The 16,195-nt window shown below is 72.1% G+C and carries 13 protein-coding genes; 4 read left to right on the forward strand and 9 right to left on the reverse strand.

Going from position 1 to position 16,195, the window contains the following annotated elements:
* Positions 1-69 precede the first annotated feature (69 nt).
* The 5 genes from ACIBEI_RS29665 to ACIBEI_RS29685 form a co-directional block, all read right to left on the reverse strand.
* Positions 70-1,581 carry a phytoene desaturase family protein gene (locus ACIBEI_RS29665; protein WP_398893300.1) on the reverse strand — a complete coding sequence of 504 codons (1,512 nt, stop codon included), beginning with the start codon at positions 1,579-1,581 and terminating at the stop codon, positions 70-72.
* A 136-nt stretch (positions 1,582-1,717) separates the two neighbouring features.
* Positions 1,718-2,332, reverse strand: coding sequence for a DUF4126 domain-containing protein (locus tag ACIBEI_RS29670; protein ID WP_398893301.1), 615 nt, complete (start codon positions 2,330-2,332; stop codon positions 1,718-1,720).
* A gap of 359 nt (positions 2,333-2,691) precedes the next feature.
* Positions 2,692-3,333, reverse strand: a complete 642-nt coding sequence (locus ACIBEI_RS29675) for a TetR/AcrR family transcriptional regulator (RefSeq protein ID WP_269650586.1) — start codon at positions 3,331-3,333, stop codon at positions 2,692-2,694.
* An 11-nt stretch (positions 3,334-3,344) separates the two neighbouring features.
* Complete coding sequence (locus ACIBEI_RS29680) at positions 3,345-5,429, reverse strand: YhgE/Pip family protein (protein WP_398893302.1); 2,085 nt, start codon at positions 5,427-5,429, stop codon at positions 3,345-3,347.
* A complete protein-coding gene (locus ACIBEI_RS29685; protein WP_398893303.1) occupies positions 5,401-6,219 on the reverse strand; it encodes an ATP-binding cassette domain-containing protein in 819 nt (272 codons plus the stop codon). The genes ACIBEI_RS29680 and ACIBEI_RS29685 overlap by 29 nt, the downstream gene beginning before the upstream one ends.
* Before the next feature lie 169 nt (positions 6,220-6,388).
* Here ACIBEI_RS29685 and ACIBEI_RS29690 point away from each other — a divergent pair, with 169 nt between their 5' ends.
* The 3 genes from ACIBEI_RS29690 (at position 6,389) to ACIBEI_RS29700 (ending at position 8,954) form a co-directional block, all read left to right on the forward strand.
* Positions 6,389-6,958 (forward strand): SAV_6107 family HEPN domain-containing protein, encoded by a 570-nt coding sequence (locus tag ACIBEI_RS29690; RefSeq protein ID WP_361920428.1) that lies wholly within the window; start codon positions 6,389-6,391, stop codon positions 6,956-6,958.
* A 477-nt stretch (positions 6,959-7,435) separates the two neighbouring features.
* Positions 7,436-8,263, forward strand: coding sequence for a class I SAM-dependent methyltransferase (locus ACIBEI_RS29695; protein WP_398893304.1), 828 nt, complete (start codon positions 7,436-7,438; stop codon positions 8,261-8,263).
* 289 nt (positions 8,264-8,552) lie between these two features.
* A complete protein-coding gene (locus ACIBEI_RS29700; RefSeq protein WP_189840297.1) occupies positions 8,553-8,954 on the forward strand; it encodes a DUF3040 domain-containing protein in 402 nt (133 codons plus the stop codon).
* Positions 8,955-9,252: 298 nt separating this feature from the next.
* Here the strand turns inward: ACIBEI_RS29700 and ACIBEI_RS29705 are convergent, their stop codons facing one another.
* The 4 genes from ACIBEI_RS29705 to ACIBEI_RS29720 all read right to left on the reverse strand — a co-directional run bounded on the left by ACIBEI_RS29705 (position 9,253) and on the right by ACIBEI_RS29720 (position 14,803).
* Positions 9,253-11,664: a DUF3488 and DUF4129 domain-containing transglutaminase family protein gene (locus ACIBEI_RS29705; protein WP_398893305.1), complete on the reverse strand. Its 2,412-nt coding sequence runs from the start codon at positions 11,662-11,664 to the stop codon at positions 9,253-9,255.
* Complete coding sequence (locus tag ACIBEI_RS29710; protein WP_398893306.1) at positions 11,661-13,013, reverse strand: DUF58 domain-containing protein; 1,353 nt, start codon at positions 13,011-13,013, stop codon at positions 11,661-11,663. Before ACIBEI_RS29710 ends, ACIBEI_RS29705 begins: the two co-directional genes overlap by 4 nt.
* Positions 13,013-14,050, reverse strand: a complete 1,038-nt coding sequence (locus ACIBEI_RS29715) for an AAA family ATPase (protein WP_398893307.1) — start codon at positions 14,048-14,050, stop codon at positions 13,013-13,015. Before ACIBEI_RS29715 ends, ACIBEI_RS29710 begins: the two co-directional genes overlap by 1 nt.
* Positions 14,051-14,254: 204 nt before the next feature.
* Positions 14,255-14,803 (reverse strand): carbonic anhydrase, encoded by a 549-nt coding sequence (locus tag ACIBEI_RS29720; RefSeq protein ID WP_055612089.1) that lies wholly within the window; start codon positions 14,801-14,803, stop codon positions 14,255-14,257.
* Between the two features lie 421 nt (positions 14,804-15,224).
* Here ACIBEI_RS29720 and rsmH point away from each other — a divergent pair, with 421 nt between their 5' ends.
* Positions 15,225-16,181 (forward strand): 16S rRNA (cytosine(1402)-N(4))-methyltransferase RsmH, encoded by a 957-nt coding sequence (gene rsmH / locus ACIBEI_RS29725; protein WP_398893308.1) that lies wholly within the window; start codon positions 15,225-15,227, stop codon positions 16,179-16,181.
* Positions 16,182-16,195: the final 14 nt, after the last annotated feature.

A 16,195-nucleotide genomic window follows, 5' to 3' on the forward strand; every position in this document is an offset into this window, starting at 1 on the left:
GGCCGGTGCCGACCGGGGCTCAGTGCGCCCCGGTCGTCGCCCCGTCGCCGTCACTCGCTGCGAGGTCACTCACTGCGAGCCCCGGAAGTCCGGCCCCTCCACGACGAGTCCGGCCACCAGCGCGCCGGACATGCCCGCGTGCGGCAATCCGCCGCCGGGGTGCGCCCAGCCACCGACCGTGAACAGGCCCGGTATACGGGTGCTGTTGGCGGGCCGCAGCAGTGTGCCGTCCGCACCGGCCAGCGCGGGAGCGGGCACGGCGCCGCCCTCGGCACCGGTCTCCCGCTCGGTGTCCACGGGGGTGCGCACCTCGCGCCACAGCATGCGCTCGCGCAGGCCCGGTATCGCCCGCTCGGCGGCGGTGACCATGCGGTCGGCGAAGGCGTCGGCGGCACCCTCGGCGGTCCAGTCGTGGTGCGCCAGCGACGGCACCGTCGCCGTGAGCACCACGGACTCGTGGTCGTCGTCCGGGCGCAGCAGTGCGTCGTCCGGCCGGTCCACCCAGACGGTGGGCCACTCCGCGGGCTTCCCGGCCCCGAAGACGTTCCGCTCGTCGGCCGGGTCCGTGGTGTGAACCACCGTGCGGTGTACGGCGCCGGGCTCGCGCGGGCCTCGCAGCGCGAGACAGACGACGGCCTTGCCGCAGGTCAGGGACCCGGGGTGCGACCCGGGCGCGTCACCCTCGTACAGGCTGTCGCGCCCCGTCAGGGCCTCCAGCAGCTGCGGCGGGCCGCCCACGACGAAGTCCGCCTCGGCGACGGTCCCGTCGCGCAGTTCCACGCCTGCCGCACGGCCGTCCTTCTCCGTGACCGAGACGACCTCGGCGCCGAAGACGAACTCCACCCGGCGGGCCAGGCACCGCTCGTGCACGGCCCGCGCCAACTCCCGCATCCCGCCGCGCAGATACCAGGCGCCGAAGGCGTGCTCCATGTACGGCAGGACCGCCGCGCTCGCCGGGGCGGTCTGCGGGTCGAGGCCGTACGCGAGCGCGTGGCTCTCCAGGAGGGCGGCGAGACGGGGGTCGGCCAGCTCCCACGCGCCGACCTCCGCGAGGGTCCGTGCCGTGCGGGTGCGCAGCAGCCGGCGCTGCCGCGGCGCGGGGTAGGGCTCACGCTCGGCCAGCACCTGCCAGTTGGGCCAGAGCGGCTCCTCCAGGAGCGGGCGGCGCGTTCGGTCCCAGGCCTCGCGCGCCCGGACCAGGAAGTCGCCCCAGCGCTCGCCGGCGCCCGCCCCGAGGGCCTCGCCCAGGGCCGAGACGACCCCCGCGCGGGAGGCGTTGGGCAGCGAGACCTCCGTGCCGTCGGCGAAGACGTGCCGTGCCGCCGGGTCGACCTGGACCAGGTCGACGCAGGCCTCCAGGGGCTCCTTGCCCGTCTTGACGAACAGGTCGCGGTAGACCGCGGGCAGGTGGAGCAGCCCCGGGCCGGTATCGAAGGCGAAGCCGTCGCGCTCGAAGCGGCCCACCGCCCCGCCGTACGTCGCCGCGCGCTCGTACACCACCACCCGGTGGCCCGCGACGGCCAGCCGGGCGGCGGCCGCCATCGCGCCCATGCCTGCGCCGATCACCGCAATTCGTGCCATGCCAGGGACTTTATCGGCCGCCACTGACAGCCGGCCTCCGGGCCTGTGCGGCAGGGGGCCGCCGAGGGGCGGCCGCCCCAGAGGCCGACCGGGGTGAGCCAGAAGCCGACGGGGGCCGCCGGAGGTCGGTCCGAGGTCAGCCCGGTGGGTGGCCCACCCGTTCCGCGAGGCGTTTCTCCTCGCGGCGCTGGGCCCTGCGGCGCAGGAACCGTCTGATCCGCGAGACCAGGAAGTAGAGCACGACCAGACCGGTCACCAGCAGGACGCCCGCGATGATCGCCGCGGCCTGCGGGTTGAACATCGCAAAGGTGATGATCCCGGCGACCCCGAGATCCTCGGCGGTGCTCAGCACGAAGTTGCTGAACGGCTCCGGCGAGGTGTTGACCGCCATCCGCGTCCCGGCCTTGACGACGTGGCTGGCAAGCGCCGACGAGCCGCCGATCGCGCCGGCCGCCAGCTCGGACAGCGAACCGCTCTGCCCGGCCAGCAGCGCCGCGACGACGGCTCCGGAGACCGGGCGGATCACGGTGTGGACGCTGTCCCACACCGAGTCCACGTACGGGATCTTGTCGGCGACGGCCTCGCAGGCGAACAGGACGCCCGCCGCGATGAGGACCTCGGGACGCTGCAGCGACTCGGGCACCTCGTCGGTCAGCCCGGTCGCGCCGAAGAGGCCGAGGAGCAGCACCACCGCGTACGCGTTGACACCGCTGGCCCAGCCGCTGGTGAAGACCAGGGGGAGTACGGACACGGAGGCGATCGTAACCAGTCGGCAACGGCGCGTCCTGGGTCTGAGTGCGTACGGCTGAGTATCCGTACCTAGTGAGTGAGTTGAGTACGCGCGCGGATGGGTGCCGACCTGCGTGAACGAGAGAGTAGAGGCACGGAAAGGGGCGCGGCTCCGGCACCGCCGACACGGGGCGGCGGAACGGTGCAGCGCCCTTGGCCGCTCCTTCCGCCGAGAAACTCGGCGGGAGCGAGGCACGGGGGGACCCGGGGGAGACCGGAACGGGGGAACCAACGGGGGAGTACGGGGAAACACGGGGGAGCACAAAAGGGGCGCCGGTCCGGCGTGGCCCGCGGGGGACGCGGCCACTTCGGACCGGCGCTTCACTTGTGTCCGAGCCCGTCCCCGCTGACCCTTCCCTGGAGCAGCCGGGACAGCGCCGAGTGGACGTCGTCCAGGGAGCGCTCCGGCTGGAACGCCTGCCAGTCCAGGGCCGCCACGAGCACCATGCCGACCAGCGCCGACGCCGTCAGCGGGGTGTCGATCTCGTCGCTCAGCTCACCGTTCGCGATCCCGTCGCGCAGGACGTTCTCGACGACCGCGACGGCCTCCTGACGGACCACCATCAGGGTGGACTGCCAGGCCCGGTTGGTGCGCCACAGCTCCGCCACGTAGAGCTGCGTGAAGGCCGGGTAGCGGTCGATGAAGACGAGGCCCGCCCGGATCATCGCGTCCAGTGCGTCGACCTTGCTGCCGCCGTCCCGGGCGGTCCTCTCCGCCGCCTCCCGGAGGGAGGCGGTCAGCAGTCCCACTCCGTGCCGGAGGAGCTCTTCGAAGAGGACGGACTTGCTCGCGAAGTTGTAGTAGACGGTGCCCTTGGCCACGCCGGCGCGTTCGGCGATCTCGTCGACCGTCGTGGCCGAGAAGCCCTGTTCGGCGATGAGGGTCACCGCCGCCTCGTAGAGCTTCTGCCGGGTCGCCTGTCTCCGGCCGCCGCCGCTGTCCACCGTCCTGCTGCTTTCCATGGCCCCGATTGTCACAGGCTCAGCTCCGGGTGCAGACGGTCGAGGGTCCATACCTGTCGTCGCCGCGCGGACACGGCGGTGAGCGCGAGGGCGCCGGCGGTGAACGCGGCGAGGACGGCGCACGCCTGCCAGACCGGCCCCAGGCCGCCGCCCGTGATGAGCCTCCTGAGGGCGTCGACCACGTAACTCATCGGCATGAAGGGGTGGATCGCGTTGAAGAACCCCGGACTGGTCTGCACGGGGTACGTGCCGCCCGCTGACGTCAGCTGCAGCATCAGGAAGGCGAGGACGAGGATCCGGCCGGCCGCTCCGAAGCGGGCGTTCAGCCACTGCACGATCGCCGCGAAACAGGCCGTCACCAGGAACAGGAAGCCCACCGTCCCGGCCGTCCGCGCCATTTCCAGTCCGATTCCCCAGTGCAGCACGGACATCAGCGCGACCGTCTGGAGCGCCCCCAGGGCGGCCACCGGAAGCCAGCCCGCCAGCGCGATGCGCCAGGCGGAGGAGCCCGCCGCGAGCGCGCGCCGGTTGAGCGGCGGAATCAGCATGTAGGCCACCATCGCGCCCACCCACAGGGAGAGCGGAATGAAGTACGGGGCGAAACCCGTGCCGTAGTTGGGCGCCTTGTGCAGGTCCTTCGAAGCGAGCTGTACGGGGTCGGCCATGACCTCGGTGCGCCGGTCGCGGTCGCTCTTGTCGTAGTCGGGGATCCGGCCGGCACCGTCGTGCAGTCCGCCGGCGAGCTTCCCCGAGCCGTCGACGAGCTTGTACATGCCTCCTTCGAGGTCGCCCGCGCCCGTACTGAGTTCGCCGACACCGGTGTCCAGGTCGGCCGCGCCGGACTTGGCCGTGCCGAGCCCCGTGTGCAGCGTCTTCGCCCCCTTGGCGACCTTTCCGGCCCCCTTGTTGAGCGCGTTGACCTTGGAGACGGTGGTGGCGAGGTCCTCGGAGAGGTGCGGCGAGCGGTCGGCCAACGCCTGGGCCTGCTTCTCCAGGGCGGCCAGATGCCTGTCGAGCGTGTCCAGGTCGCCGTCCTGGCCGGCCACCAGCGTGTTGACGTCGTCGGCGACCTTCGCCACGTCCGCGGCGGCCTCCTTCGCCTTCTTCAGCTCGGGGCAGGCGGCGTCGGGCAGCGGCAGGGTCTCGCAGCGCGCCTTGTAGACGCCGTTCAGCGTGTCGGAGGCCGTGCGGGCGTCCTCGGCAGCCGTCGGTGCCGTCTTCACCAGCGTGTCGAGGTTGCGGCGGATCGCAGCGGCGGAGTCCGCGACGAGCTGGGCCGTGTCGCCGATCTCCTTCTCGTTGCCCTTGAGGAAGGGCCCCACCTTGTCCGCGACGCCGTTGACCTTGTCCGCGAGCGTCTGCGTCCCCTCCGAGACCTGCCGCGAACCGTCCTCCAGGTCGCCCGCGCCCTTGTCGAGCTTCTTCAGACCGGCGGAGAGCTTGCCGCTGCCCGCCTCCGCGTCCTTCAGCCCGTCCGCGAGGTCCTTCGAGCCCTTCTTGGCCTTCCCGATCCCGCCCTTGAGCGTGTCGGCCCCCTTCGCGGCCTTCGCGGTCTCCCCGTGGATGTCGGAGAACGAGACGAAGATCCTGTCGAGGAACGACCGCGACGCCTTGGTCGAGGCGGCCGTCCGCACCTCCGCGAAGACCGTCCGCGAGATCTGCCCGACGATGTAGTTGTTCGCGTCGTTCGTACGCACCTGGAGGGCGCCCGTCTCCGGCGAGTCGCCCGAACTGGAGGCGATCCGCCTGCTGAAGTCGGACGGCATGGTCAACGACAGGTAGTAACTGCCGTTCTCGACGCCCTCGCGGGCCTCGGCGGAGCTCACCTCGTGCCACTCGAAGGCCTTGCTCTCGCGCAGCCCCTTGGTGATCTCGTCGCCCATCACGATCTTCCTGTCGGCCGCCGTCGCCCCCTTGTCGTCGTTCACGAGCGCCACGGGGATACGGTCGAGACGGCCGTACGGGTCCCAGAACGACCACAGGTAGAGGGCGCCGTACAGCAGGGGCAGCAGCAGGAGCGCGACCAGGGCCGCGCGCGGGAGCCGCCCCCTGCCGAAGCGCCTTAGCTCAAGCGCGGCCAGCTTCGGCGAGCGCATCCGCGGTCTCCTTGTCTTCCGGGTCTTCCGGGTCGCCCTGGGCCTTCGGGGTCTTCCGGTCTTCTTGGCGGGCCGGTCCGTCGACGAGTGCGGTGGACACCACGACCGCGTCCTCGGGGGCCTCGCTGCACACCGCCACGACCGTGGTCCCCGCTTCGGTCAGGGAGCGCAACAGCGCCCAGACCTCGGCCCGTTCGGCCCCCGAGAGCTTCAGGTCGGTGTCGTCGATGCCCAGCAGCCGGGGACGGCCGATCAGGGCGAGCGCCACGGACAGCCGCAGCGCTTCGACGCGTTCCAGGTCGCGCACCGCGGTCCGGGACCCCTTGGGCAGCGCCTCCCGGTCCAGCCCGGCGGCGGCCAGCGCGCTGTCGACGCGCAGGCGCGCCTCCGTCACCCGCTCCGAGCGAGGCCGCAGCAGCCCGCGTACGGAACCGCCGAACCGCCGCTGGAGCAGGGCCCGTTCCCGAAGGTGCTCGGCGACGGACAGGGCGGGCTCCAGGTCGGTGACACCGGGCACATGGGCCAGCGCGCTGAACCTGCGGACGGCCGCCATCTGCTTCGGCAGCTCCGACTGCCCGACTCGCGCCTGCCCCTCGGTGGGCTTCATCCGCCCGGTGAGCGCGAGCAGCAGACACGTACGCCCCGAGCCCGACGGCCCCTCGATCGCGATCAGCGAGCCGGGCTCCGCGTCGACGCCGATACCGCGGAACGCCCACCCGCGGGGCCCCTTGAGCCCGAAGTCCTCGGCCCTTACGCCGAGTCCGTGCGGACCGTCCACAACTTCCCCCACCCTCCGGGTCCTCGAGCCGACCGGTTTTTTGAACTGACTGGTCAGTGCAAAAGCTATCCCGAACCTGTGATCGAAGCAAAAGCCCAGGTCAGAACGGATTGTCAGTGGCATACCTCACGATGGACACATACGGCCACAGAGCCGTCACACAGACGACAGGAGGTTCGTCATGGCCACCTACCACGCAGCCGCCGCCCGTCGGCGACGCGCCACCGGCCCTGCCCCCTCACTGACCGGCCCGGCGAGCGACGTGCACCCCGTGCTCCGCCGGGCCACGGCCCCGCCCGCCGCCCTCGACCTGCTCGCCCAGGCCCGTGCCGGACTCGACGAGGCAGCCCTGCTCGAAACGCCGAACGAGCGGTACGCGACGGCACACCTCGCCGCCCTGCGCACCGCCGCCGCCGTGCTCGCCGCCCGCGGGCGCCCGGAGCCGAGCGCGAGGCGCCGGGCCAAGATCCGGAGCGCCTGGGAAGTGCTCCCCGAGATAGCGCCCGAACTCGCCGAGTGGAGCGCGCTGTTCGCCGCCGGTGCCCGCCGCCGTGCCCGCGCGGAGGCCGGCATCCAGGGCGCGGCGACCACCCGCGACGCCGACGACCTGCTGCGCGACGTGGCGATGTTCCTTCGCCTCGTCGAGCGCATGCTGGTGCTCCAGCCGGTCCTGCCGCAGCCGCGGCAGGAGTCGGACCGGGAGCCCGATCAGGGCGTGCCTGATGTGCCGGATGTGCCGGACGCGGGATGAACGGCGTCCGGGGTCGCGTCCGGGGCCGTGGCCGGGATTCGCCAGGAGCCGCCGGAGGCCGTCACTGTGGGCCTGTGCGGGCCCGTGCGGGCCTGTTGGCCGGTCAGGGATGGCCCGGTGTGCTGCGGGTCGGGGTCGGGGCGCCGGAGGCCGCCCAGGCCGTTCGGCGCGGCTCCTGTCGGGCTCCGGTTCGGTCGGGCTCCGGTTCGGCGCGGCTGTCAGCCGTGGCGTTCGCTGCTGGCAGGTCGGTTCGGGCAGGTCCGCCGGTTCGTTCCCCCGGTTCGCTCCGCCGGTTCGCCCGGCAGGGCGGGGCCGCAGGCGGGCCGCGTCCGGCGCGCGAGACGGAGGGCCGGCGACGGGGCACGAGGCAATAGGGTTGGAGGCGCCTGCATCTCCCCGGCGCCGGACTGGGCGGGGGAGGTATCCCCATCGCTCCGCCGTACGCAAGCGCGGCGCCGTGCCGAGGAGTCAACTGCCGTGTCGGACCCGATGCGCCCGCCCGTCTCCCACCACCGCCCTCAGCCGACGGCGCCGCGCTCCGACCCCTCACGCCCCCGCGCTTCTCTCCGTACCGCCGTGGTCTGGGACGTTCTGAAGGACGCCCTCGACCGCCGGGTCAAGGCCGCGGGCCGGGAGTCGCTGGACGTCCTCGACACCGGAGGCGGCAGCGGCAACTTCGCGGTGCCCGTCGCCCGCCTCGGCCACCGCGTTACCGTCGTGGACCCCAGCCCGAACGCGCTGTTCGCGCTGGAGCGCCGGGCCGCCGAGGCCGGTGTCGCCGACCGCGTCCAGGGCGTCCAGGGCGACGCCCACGGCCTCTTCGACGTCGTCGAGCGCGGCGGCTACGACGCTGTGCTCTGCCACGGCGTTCTGGAGTACGTGGACGACCCCGCCGAGGGTCTCCGCAACGCGGTCGGGGCCCTGCGCCCCGAGGGTGTGCTCAGCCTGCTCGCCGCCGGCCTCGGCGGCGCGGTGCTCGCGCGCGCACTCGCCGGGCACTTCACGGAGGCCCGGCACGCCCTCGGTGACCCGGACGGCCGCTGGGGCGAGGGTGATCCCGTACCGCGGCGCTTCACGGCCGACCAGCTCACCGGTCTGGTCGAGGGCGCGGGCCTGCGCGTCGGTGCCGTGCACGGCGTACGGGTCTTCGCGGACCTGGTGCCCGGCGTCCTCGTGGACACCGAACCGGGAGCCCTGGACGCCCTGCTCAAGCTGGAGGCCGCGGCGGCCGAACTCGCCGCCTTCCACTCCGTGGCGACGCAGCTCCATGTGCTCGGTGAGACTCGCGAGTCCACCGAGACCTGAGCCGTCTCCAGTGAGGGAGCTGTGGAGGCGCGCCGCTGATCAGGGGCGCGACGGCAGATGGAGTACGCCACAGGCCCCCCGATCGGGCGCTCGGAGCCGTATGATCGAGGGAGACCGTCCGGCATGACGGGCCGGTCGCTGGGGAATCTACGCCTCAGTGGATCGGAACGCCATGGCGGGTTCCGGTTGGCGAATTGGCGCAGAGGGGCGGGTTTCACGGGGGCGATTCCCTGCCTATCCTGAAGGGGACCCCCGGTCGCCCCGGCGACTGCACGATGAGGAGGACGCCGTGCCGCTCTCGGAGCACGAGCAGCGAATGCTCGAGCAGATGGAGCGAGCGCTGTACGCCGAAGATCCCAAGTTCGCGACAGCGCTTGAGGGAAGCGGGCTGCGTACGTACACCCGGCGACGGGTCTACCAGGCGGTCGCCGGCTTCCTCGTAGGTATCGCGCTCCTCATGGCCGGAATGGTCGCACAGCAGATCTGGGTCAGCGTGGTGGGTTTTCTCGTCATGCTGGGCTGCGCGGTGCTCGCCGTAACCGGTTGGCGCAAGGCCCCCAAGCCGGGCGAACAGCCCGCCGCGGGTGCGCCGGGCGCTCCGCAGGCCCGTCGTCAGGGCCGGCAGCGGCGCTCCATGATGGATCGCATCGAACAGCGCTGGCAGAAGCGCCGAGACGAAGGCGGCCAGTAGCCTCCGGGCCAGGGCCGACAGACGTACGCACGTAAGGGGTGACCACCTTGGGGTGGCCGCCCCTTCAGCGTGCCCGGTTGCCCGCGCCGAGACGGTGAACGGGGAGACGGTGAACGAAGCGGGCTGAGCCGTGTCCGAAGCCCTGTCTGAAGCCGTGCCCGAAGCCGTGTCCCGCCGACGCGGCAGCAACGAAGAGAACGAAGAGCACGCGAAGCGGACGTCGCGCGCCCACAGCGAAAGCGAAGGGGGCCTACCCGAACCGGGTAGGCCCCCTTCCGGCTTTCCGAGCCGGACGGCCTCAGCCGTTGCTCTGCTCCGACGGGCGTCCCGACGGGCGGCGCAGGACCGCCGTCCAGCGGGCCGTGGCCCGGGACCTCAGCGCGATCCAGCCCTCGGACGCCGCCCACGCAACCCGTACGGCCGAGCGCGGTGCGAGCAGTGCGCGCAGACGCGTACCGCGGCTGACCGTGGCGTGCAGACCCGCGGTCATCCGGCGTACGTCATCGGCGAGGCCCGCGGTCGGGCGGGGCCGTGGCGCGTACAGGACCTGCTCCACCGCGTCGGCGACCCGGTGGACGGAGGCCGCGGCCTCCGGTTCGAGATGCCCGATGCGGGCGATCCGTGCCGCCGCCTTGCGGGGCGTCTGGGAGTTGTCCGGCGCGATACCGAAGTCCCACGCCGTCTCGGTCACCTCCTGCCAGGCGGCCAGGGTGGCCGCCGCGGCGTCCTCCTCGGTGCGTCCGTGCGAGCCGAGCCGCACGGACCGGGCCCGCATCCGCCACAGCATCGGCAGCAGCGGCACCGCCAGTGCGGCGAGCCCCGCCAGGGTGAACCCGAGGATCGCGAACCACGGCGGTCCGTCGTCCGTCGATCCGAACGCCGCCTGCGGAGACTCGCTGCCGCAGGGCTGCTCCAGCTTCTTCTCCGCCGCCGTGCAGCTCTCGCTGCTCGACGGTTCGGCGGAGGGCGCCGAGGACGAGGAGCGCGAGGGGAGGTCCGGGTTGGGAAGCGTGGTGCCCGGCGTGTCCGTGCGGGTGTACTCCGGAACCGTGCCCCGGTTCGGGGTCGGCTCGAAGCGGGTCCAGCCCACGCCCTCGAAGTACAGCTCGGGCCAGGCGTGCGCGTCCCGCAGGCCCACCGAATTCGTGCCGTCGGCCTGCGGCGAACCCGGTGTGAAGCCCACCGCGACGCGGGCCGGTATGCCGAGCGTGCGAGCCATCGAGGCCATCGCGAAGGAGAAGTGGACGCAGAAGCCCTCCTTGTCCCTCAGGAAGCGCGCTATGGCCTGCGACCCACTGCCGACCTGCACCTCCGTGTCGTACGTGAAGCCGCCTTCCAGGGCGAACCAGTCCTGGAGCTTCACCGCGCGCTCGTAGTTGTTCGCCGAGCCGGCCGTGACGTCCCGAGCCGTCTCCGACACCACCGGAGGCAGTGACCCGGGGACCTTGGTGAACTCGCGCCTCAGCGCCGCGGGCGCCTCCGGAGCGTTGGCGAGCTGCTCCGCGGTCGGCTGCACGATCAGGCTCTTGACCGTGTACTCCTGGCCGCGCGTGGTCTGCCCGTGGTCGCCGACGAGCGTGCGGCCCACCGGCTCGTACCGCCACTTGCCGCCGATCCCCACCGCGCTGGCCGGGTAGGGCATGGGCAGCCAGTCCTGCGCGTACCAGTCCGCCGCGGAGATCCTCGTCTGGATCTCGGTGCGCCGGACGTCGTCGCTGAGGCCCGGCGGTGTCGGGAACGACCCGGGGACGTCCTGGACATGGCGCTTGGCCGGTTTCCACGCCGTGCCGTCGAACTCGTCGAGCGAGACGATCCGCAGATAGAGGTCCTGCGTGTCCTCGGAGTTGGTGCGGTACGACATGACCTCGCGGTCCTCGTCCACGTTCAGGCTGTCGCGGAGCGAGACCAGCGGGTTCACCGCGGAGATCGTGCCGCCACCGCCGGAGCCCGTGCCGACGCCGGTCCCGGTGCCGTCCAGCAGCCCGCCGTCGAGCGCGGGCAGGGCGAGCGGCACCACCAGGGCGATGCCCAGTGCGACGGCACCGATGCGGCGCCCCGTGCGGATCGGCGCGACCGCGCCGGCCGAGGCGTCCGTCGCCGGAGTCCGGGGACCGCCGCCGAAGACGCGGCCCCACTGCGAGAGCCGGTCACGTCCCTCGGCCAGCAGCAGCACGAGATAGCCGGCCGCCGCCATCACGAACCACAGCCAGCTGGCGCCACCGCCCTCCGAGAGGCCCGCGGCGACCGAGTACAGCGCGAGCAGCGGCAGTCCGGCCGGGGCCGCGCTGCGGAACGTCACGGCGAGGGCGTCCACCGCGAGCCCGATGACCACGACCCCGCCGACCAGCATCAGCCGGATACCGGGGGAGAGCGGAGCCGGGATCGAGTACCGCCCGACGTCGTCCCCGCCGGCCTGCAGCAGCTCCCCGAAGTGCCGGAACGCCTCCGGGCCGGGCACGAGCCCGGCGATGGCCTGCTCGCGGGCGAAGAACAGCGTCAGCAGGGTCAGGGTCACGAGCGCCTGAACCGCGATCGTCACGGCCCGTGCCAGGGGAACCCGCCGGGTCGCCGCCCCCACCGCGGTCTGCACCGCGAGCAGGAACGCCGCCTGAAGGATCCAGGTCGCCGGATCGACCAGCGGCAGCAGCGCGCCGGACGCCATCAGTGTCGCCGCCACGGCGCACAGCGCGAGTCGCGCGCGCCCGCTCATGAGCCACCGCCCCCTGCCGTGCTTCCCGTCGACGCGACTCCGTTGCGCTGTCGGTCGGCTTCCCGCCACAGGTCGGCCAGGCCCGTGCCCGGCGGTACGGCCAGGGCGGTCCAGCCCGCCTCGCGCAGCATCCGAAGCCGCTCCTCGCTCTGTTCGTCGGCCGCGCCGCGCACCCACGTCTCACTGTCCAGCAGGAAGGCCACGGCCCCGCCGCTGCGCTGACGCATCTTGGCGAGCACGGTCGCCTGCTCCTCGTCCAGATCGCCGAGGAAGGCTACCAACAGCCCCTCGTTGCCGCCCCGCAGAACGTCGTACGCCCGTGACAGGCCCGTACCGTCGGAGTGGTCGATCACCGCGAGGGTGTCCATCATCAGCCCGGCGGCGTCCGCGGACTCCTGGCTGGCTCCGGCGAATCCGTCGGCGCCCTCGCCGGGAACCGAGGTGCCGGTGTCGGTCAACAGTCGTACCGAAAAGCCCCGCTCGAGCATGTGCACCAGCGTGGACGCCGTGCCCGACACCGCCCATTCGAAGGCCGAGTCCGGGCCCGCGCCGTCGAAGGCGATGCCCCGGGTGTCCAGGAGCACCGTGCAGCGGGACCGCTGCGGCTGCTCCTCGCGGCGCACCATCAACTCGCCGTAGCGCGCGGTCAGACGCCAGTGGACCCGGCGCAGATCGTCGCCGTAGCGGTAGCCGCGAGGTATCACGTCGTCCTCGCCGGCCAGGGCCAGCGAGCGCTGCCGCCCGTCGCCGTACCCCTTCGCCTCGCCCGTCAGCCGCACCGGAGGCAGCGCCTCCACGCGCGGGATGACGGTCAGGGTGTCGTACGTCGAGAAGGAGCGGGTCAGTTCGCACATCCCGAACGGGTCGCTGAGCCGCAGCTGCAGGGGCCCCAGCGGATAGCGGCCGCGCAGGTCCGAGCGCACCCGGTAGGACACCTCGCGACGGCCGCCCGCCTCGACCCGGTCCAGTACGAACCGGGGCCGCGGCCCCAGCACGTACGGAACCCGGTCCTGGAGCATCAGCAGGCCGGTGGGCAGTCGCGAGACGTTGTCCATCCGCAGATGGACCCGTGCCTCGGACCCCGAGGGCACCCGCCCGGGGGAGAGGCGACGGCTGCCGGCGACCCGGTAGCGCGTGCGGTACAGCACGGTCGCGCAGACCAGTGGCAGCACGGCGAGCAGCAGCCCGACCCGGAGCAGATCGCTCTGCCCCAGGACGTACGCGCAGATCGCGGCCGCGATGCCGGCGGCCAGGAAGGACCGTCCGCGCGTGGTGAGACCGGCGAGTGCCGTACGCAGCCCGCCCTTGTCCTCCTCGGCCTGCGCCGCCGGCATCCCCCCGGTGGTCATCACAGCCTCCGGGGCGGCTGCTGGCCGAAGGCGGACGAGCCCCGGCCCATCCCCAGACCGCTCGGCGACTGGGGCGCCGCGGGCACGGGCGTGCGCTGGAGGATCTCCAGGACGACCTGCTCGGCCGTACGACGGTTCAACTGCGCCTGGGCGGTGGGCAGCAGCCGGTGTGCCAGAACCGCCACCGCGAGGGCCTGGATGTCGTCCGGCAGTGCGTACTCCCGGCCGCTGAGGGCCGCCGACGCCTTCGCCGCGCGCAGCAGGTGCAGCGTGGCACGCGGCGAGGCGCCGAGTCTCAGATCCGGGTGCGTACGCGTGGCGGCGACCAGGTCCACGGCGTACCGCCGCACCGGGTCGGCGACGTGGACGTTGCGGACCGCGTCGATGAGCTTCACGATCTCGTGCGCGTGCGCCACCGGCTGGAGGTCGTCCAGCGGGGACACACCGCCGTGGATGTCCAGCATCTGCAGCTCGGCCTCCGCGCTGGGATAGCCGATGGAGACCCGGGCCATGAAGCGGTCGCGCTGTGCCTCCGGCAGCGGGTAGGTGCCCTCCATCTCGACCGGGTTCTGCGTGGCCACGACCATGAACGGGCTGGGCAGCTCGTAGGTCGTGCCGTCGATCGTGACCTGGCGCTCCTCCATGGACTCCAGGAGCGCCGACTGCGTCTTGGGCGACGCTCGGTTGATCTCGTCGCCGATCACGATCTGCGCGAAGATCGCACCCGGTTTGAACTCGAAGTCCCTGCGCTGCTGATCCCAGATGGACACACCTGTGATGTCCGAGGGCAGCAGGTCGGGCGTGAACTGAATACGCCGCACTGAGCAGTCGATGGACCGCGCCAGTGCCTTGGCCAGCATGGTCTTGCCGACGCCGGGGACATCCTCGATCAGAAGATGCCCCTCGGCGAGCAGTACGGTCAGCGAAAGCCGTACGACCTCAGGCTTGCCCTCGATCACTTCCTCCACCGAACTGCGGACTCTCTCCACAGTGGCGGTCAGATCTGTAAGGCTCGCTCGATCGTCATAGGTCGTCACCCGGCCCTCCTCGGCCCGTTCTTTCCCGGGCCGACGCTCTGCGATGCGGACCGGCCCACCCCGAAACACGGACACCACGCGCGAAAAGTTCCGCGTGACGCCACACCCGCATTCTTGTTGCCGTTACCGGTTCGTGTCACTCGCCTGTGGATAACTGGCCGCGATATGTCACGGCCTGGGGGTTTTGAGCGGGTCCAACTCGCGTCAGGTGGGGTCTATCTCACGCAGCAGGCCCGTCTTCACATCGAACACGAAACCACGTACGTCGTCGGTGTGCAGAAGGAATGGAGAGGTGCGCACCCGCTGCATGGACTGCCGCACGTCCTGTTCGACGTCCCGGAAGGCCTCCACGGCCCACGCCGGGCGCTGGCCGACCTCCATCTCCAGGTCGTGCCGGAAGTCCTCGGTGAGGGACTCCAGACCGCAGCCGGTGTGGTGGATCAGTACGACACTGCGGGTGCCGAGCGCGCGCTGGCTGATGGTGAGGGAGCGGATCACGTCGTCGGTGACCACGCCGCCCGCGTTGCGGATGGTGTGGCAGTCGCCGAGCTCGAGGCCCAGCGCGTCGTGCAGGTCGAGGCGGGCGTCCATACATGCCACGACCGCGACGTGCAGCACGGGACGGGCGTCCATGCCGGGGTCGGTGAACGCGGCGGCGTACCGCTCGTTCGCCTCGACGAGGCGGTCGGTGACGGTGCCGCCGTTGGATATGGCGTCTCCGGGCTCTGTGGGAACGGATGCGGAAGTCGTCATATCTATAACGGTAGTGGTCACACGCTTTCCGGGCCTGCTGTGAGAGGGGACAAAGAACATCAATGAGCGTTGTTGTGAGGTAACCCACAAGGGTGGATCGACTACGCCCGTACGGGTGGAAAAACCCGGTTTGGTGCTTCATCCGGGCCGAGAGCCGCGACGCGCAGGCCGGTTCGTTGACCGCGGGAGACCGTGGACTAAAGTGACGCGAAGCGGGAGACGGACACTCTCCCTGCTGGACTGCTACCCCCGGAGGACCGGTGACGAGCCGGGATCTCCCCACGTGCGCGGCGCGTACGTACGGCTCGGCCTCCTCCCGCTCCCGGTCGGCTGACGCTTCCGGCGCCGGCAGGCCTCCCCTTCACGGAGCGGGCGGGGACCCGGCGGTGCGTGCGCGCCGTGCCGGACCTGAGAGGGCCCCTTGACCCAGAGCCGACATGTCCCGGTGATGCTCCAGCGATGCCTGGACATGTTGGCACCCGCGTTGGAGAGGCCGGGAGCGGTCGCCGTCGACTGCACTCTCGGCCTCGGCGGCCACAGCGAGGCCCTGCTCGCCCGCTTCCCCGAGGCCCGCCTCGTCGCCCTCGACCGCGACAAGGAGGCGCTGCGCCTCTCCGGAGACCGGCTCGCCCCCTTCGGCGACCGGGCCACCCTGGTGCACGCGGTCTACGACGAACTCCCCGACGTGCTGGACCGCCTGGACCTCCCGCGCGTCCAGGGCGTGCTCTTCGACCTCGGCGTCTCCTCCATGCAGCTCGACGAGGCCGACCGCGGCTTCGCGTACGCCCAGGACGCCCCGCTCGACATGCGCATGGACCAGACGACCGGCATCAGCGCGGCCGAGGTGCTCAACACCTACCCGGCGGGCGAACTCGTCCGGATCCTCAGGGCGTACGGCGAGGAGAAGCAGGCCAAGCGGATCGTGTCCGCGGTCGTGCGCGAACGCGACAAGGAGCCCTTCAGCAACAGCGCGCGGCTCGTCGAGCTGATCCGGGACTCCCTGCCGCAGGCCGCCAAGCGCACCGGCGGCAACCCCGCCAAGCGCACCTTCCAGGCACTGCGCATCGAGGTCAACGGCGAACTCACCGTCCTGGAGAGGGCGATCCCCGCCGCCGTGAAGTCGCTCGCCGTCGGCGGCCGGATCGCCGTGCTGTCCTACCACTCCCTGGAGGACCGGCTGGTCAAGCAGGTGTTCGCCGCGGGAGCCGCCAACACCGCACCGCCCGGCCTGCCGGTCGTCCCCGAGCGCTACCAGCCCCGGCTCAAGCTTCTGACGCGCGGTGCCGAACTCCCCACCGAGGAAGAGGTCGCGGAGAACCGGCGTGCCGCCCCGGCGCGGCTGCGCGGGGCCCAGCGCATCAGGGAGGACGCCGAGTGACGGGAGGGTGTGTG

This window comes from Streptomyces sp. NPDC050988, assembly GCF_044456225.1.
Lineage (GTDB): Bacteria > Actinomycetota > Actinomycetes > Streptomycetales > Streptomycetaceae > Streptomyces.

Excerpts from the sequence above, each read along its gene's own strand:
- ACIBEI_RS29665 (WP_398893300.1), bottom strand. The coding sequence starts at position 1,581 with ATGGCACGAATTGCGGTGATCGGCGCAGGCATGGGCGCGATGGCGGCC.
- ACIBEI_RS29675 (WP_269650586.1), bottom strand. The coding sequence starts at position 3,333 with ATGGAAAGCAGCAGGACGGTGGACAGCGGCGGCGGCCGGAGACAGGCG.
- ACIBEI_RS29680 (WP_398893302.1), bottom strand. The coding sequence starts at position 5,429 with ATGCGCTCGCCGAAGCTGGCCGCGCTTGAGCTAAGGCGCTTCGGCAGG.
- ACIBEI_RS29690 (WP_361920428.1), top strand. The coding sequence starts at position 6,389 with ATGGCCACCTACCACGCAGCCGCCGCCCGTCGGCGACGCGCCACCGGC.
- ACIBEI_RS29705 (WP_398893305.1), bottom strand. The coding sequence starts at position 11,664 with ATGAGCGGGCGCGCGCGACTCGCGCTGTGCGCCGTGGCGGCGACACTG.
- ACIBEI_RS29710 (WP_398893306.1), bottom strand. The coding sequence starts at position 13,013 with ATGACCACCGGGGGGATGCCGGCGGCGCAGGCCGAGGAGGACAAGGGC.
- ACIBEI_RS29720 (WP_055612089.1), bottom strand. The coding sequence starts at position 14,803 with ATGACGACTTCCGCATCCGTTCCCACAGAGCCCGGAGACGCCATATCC.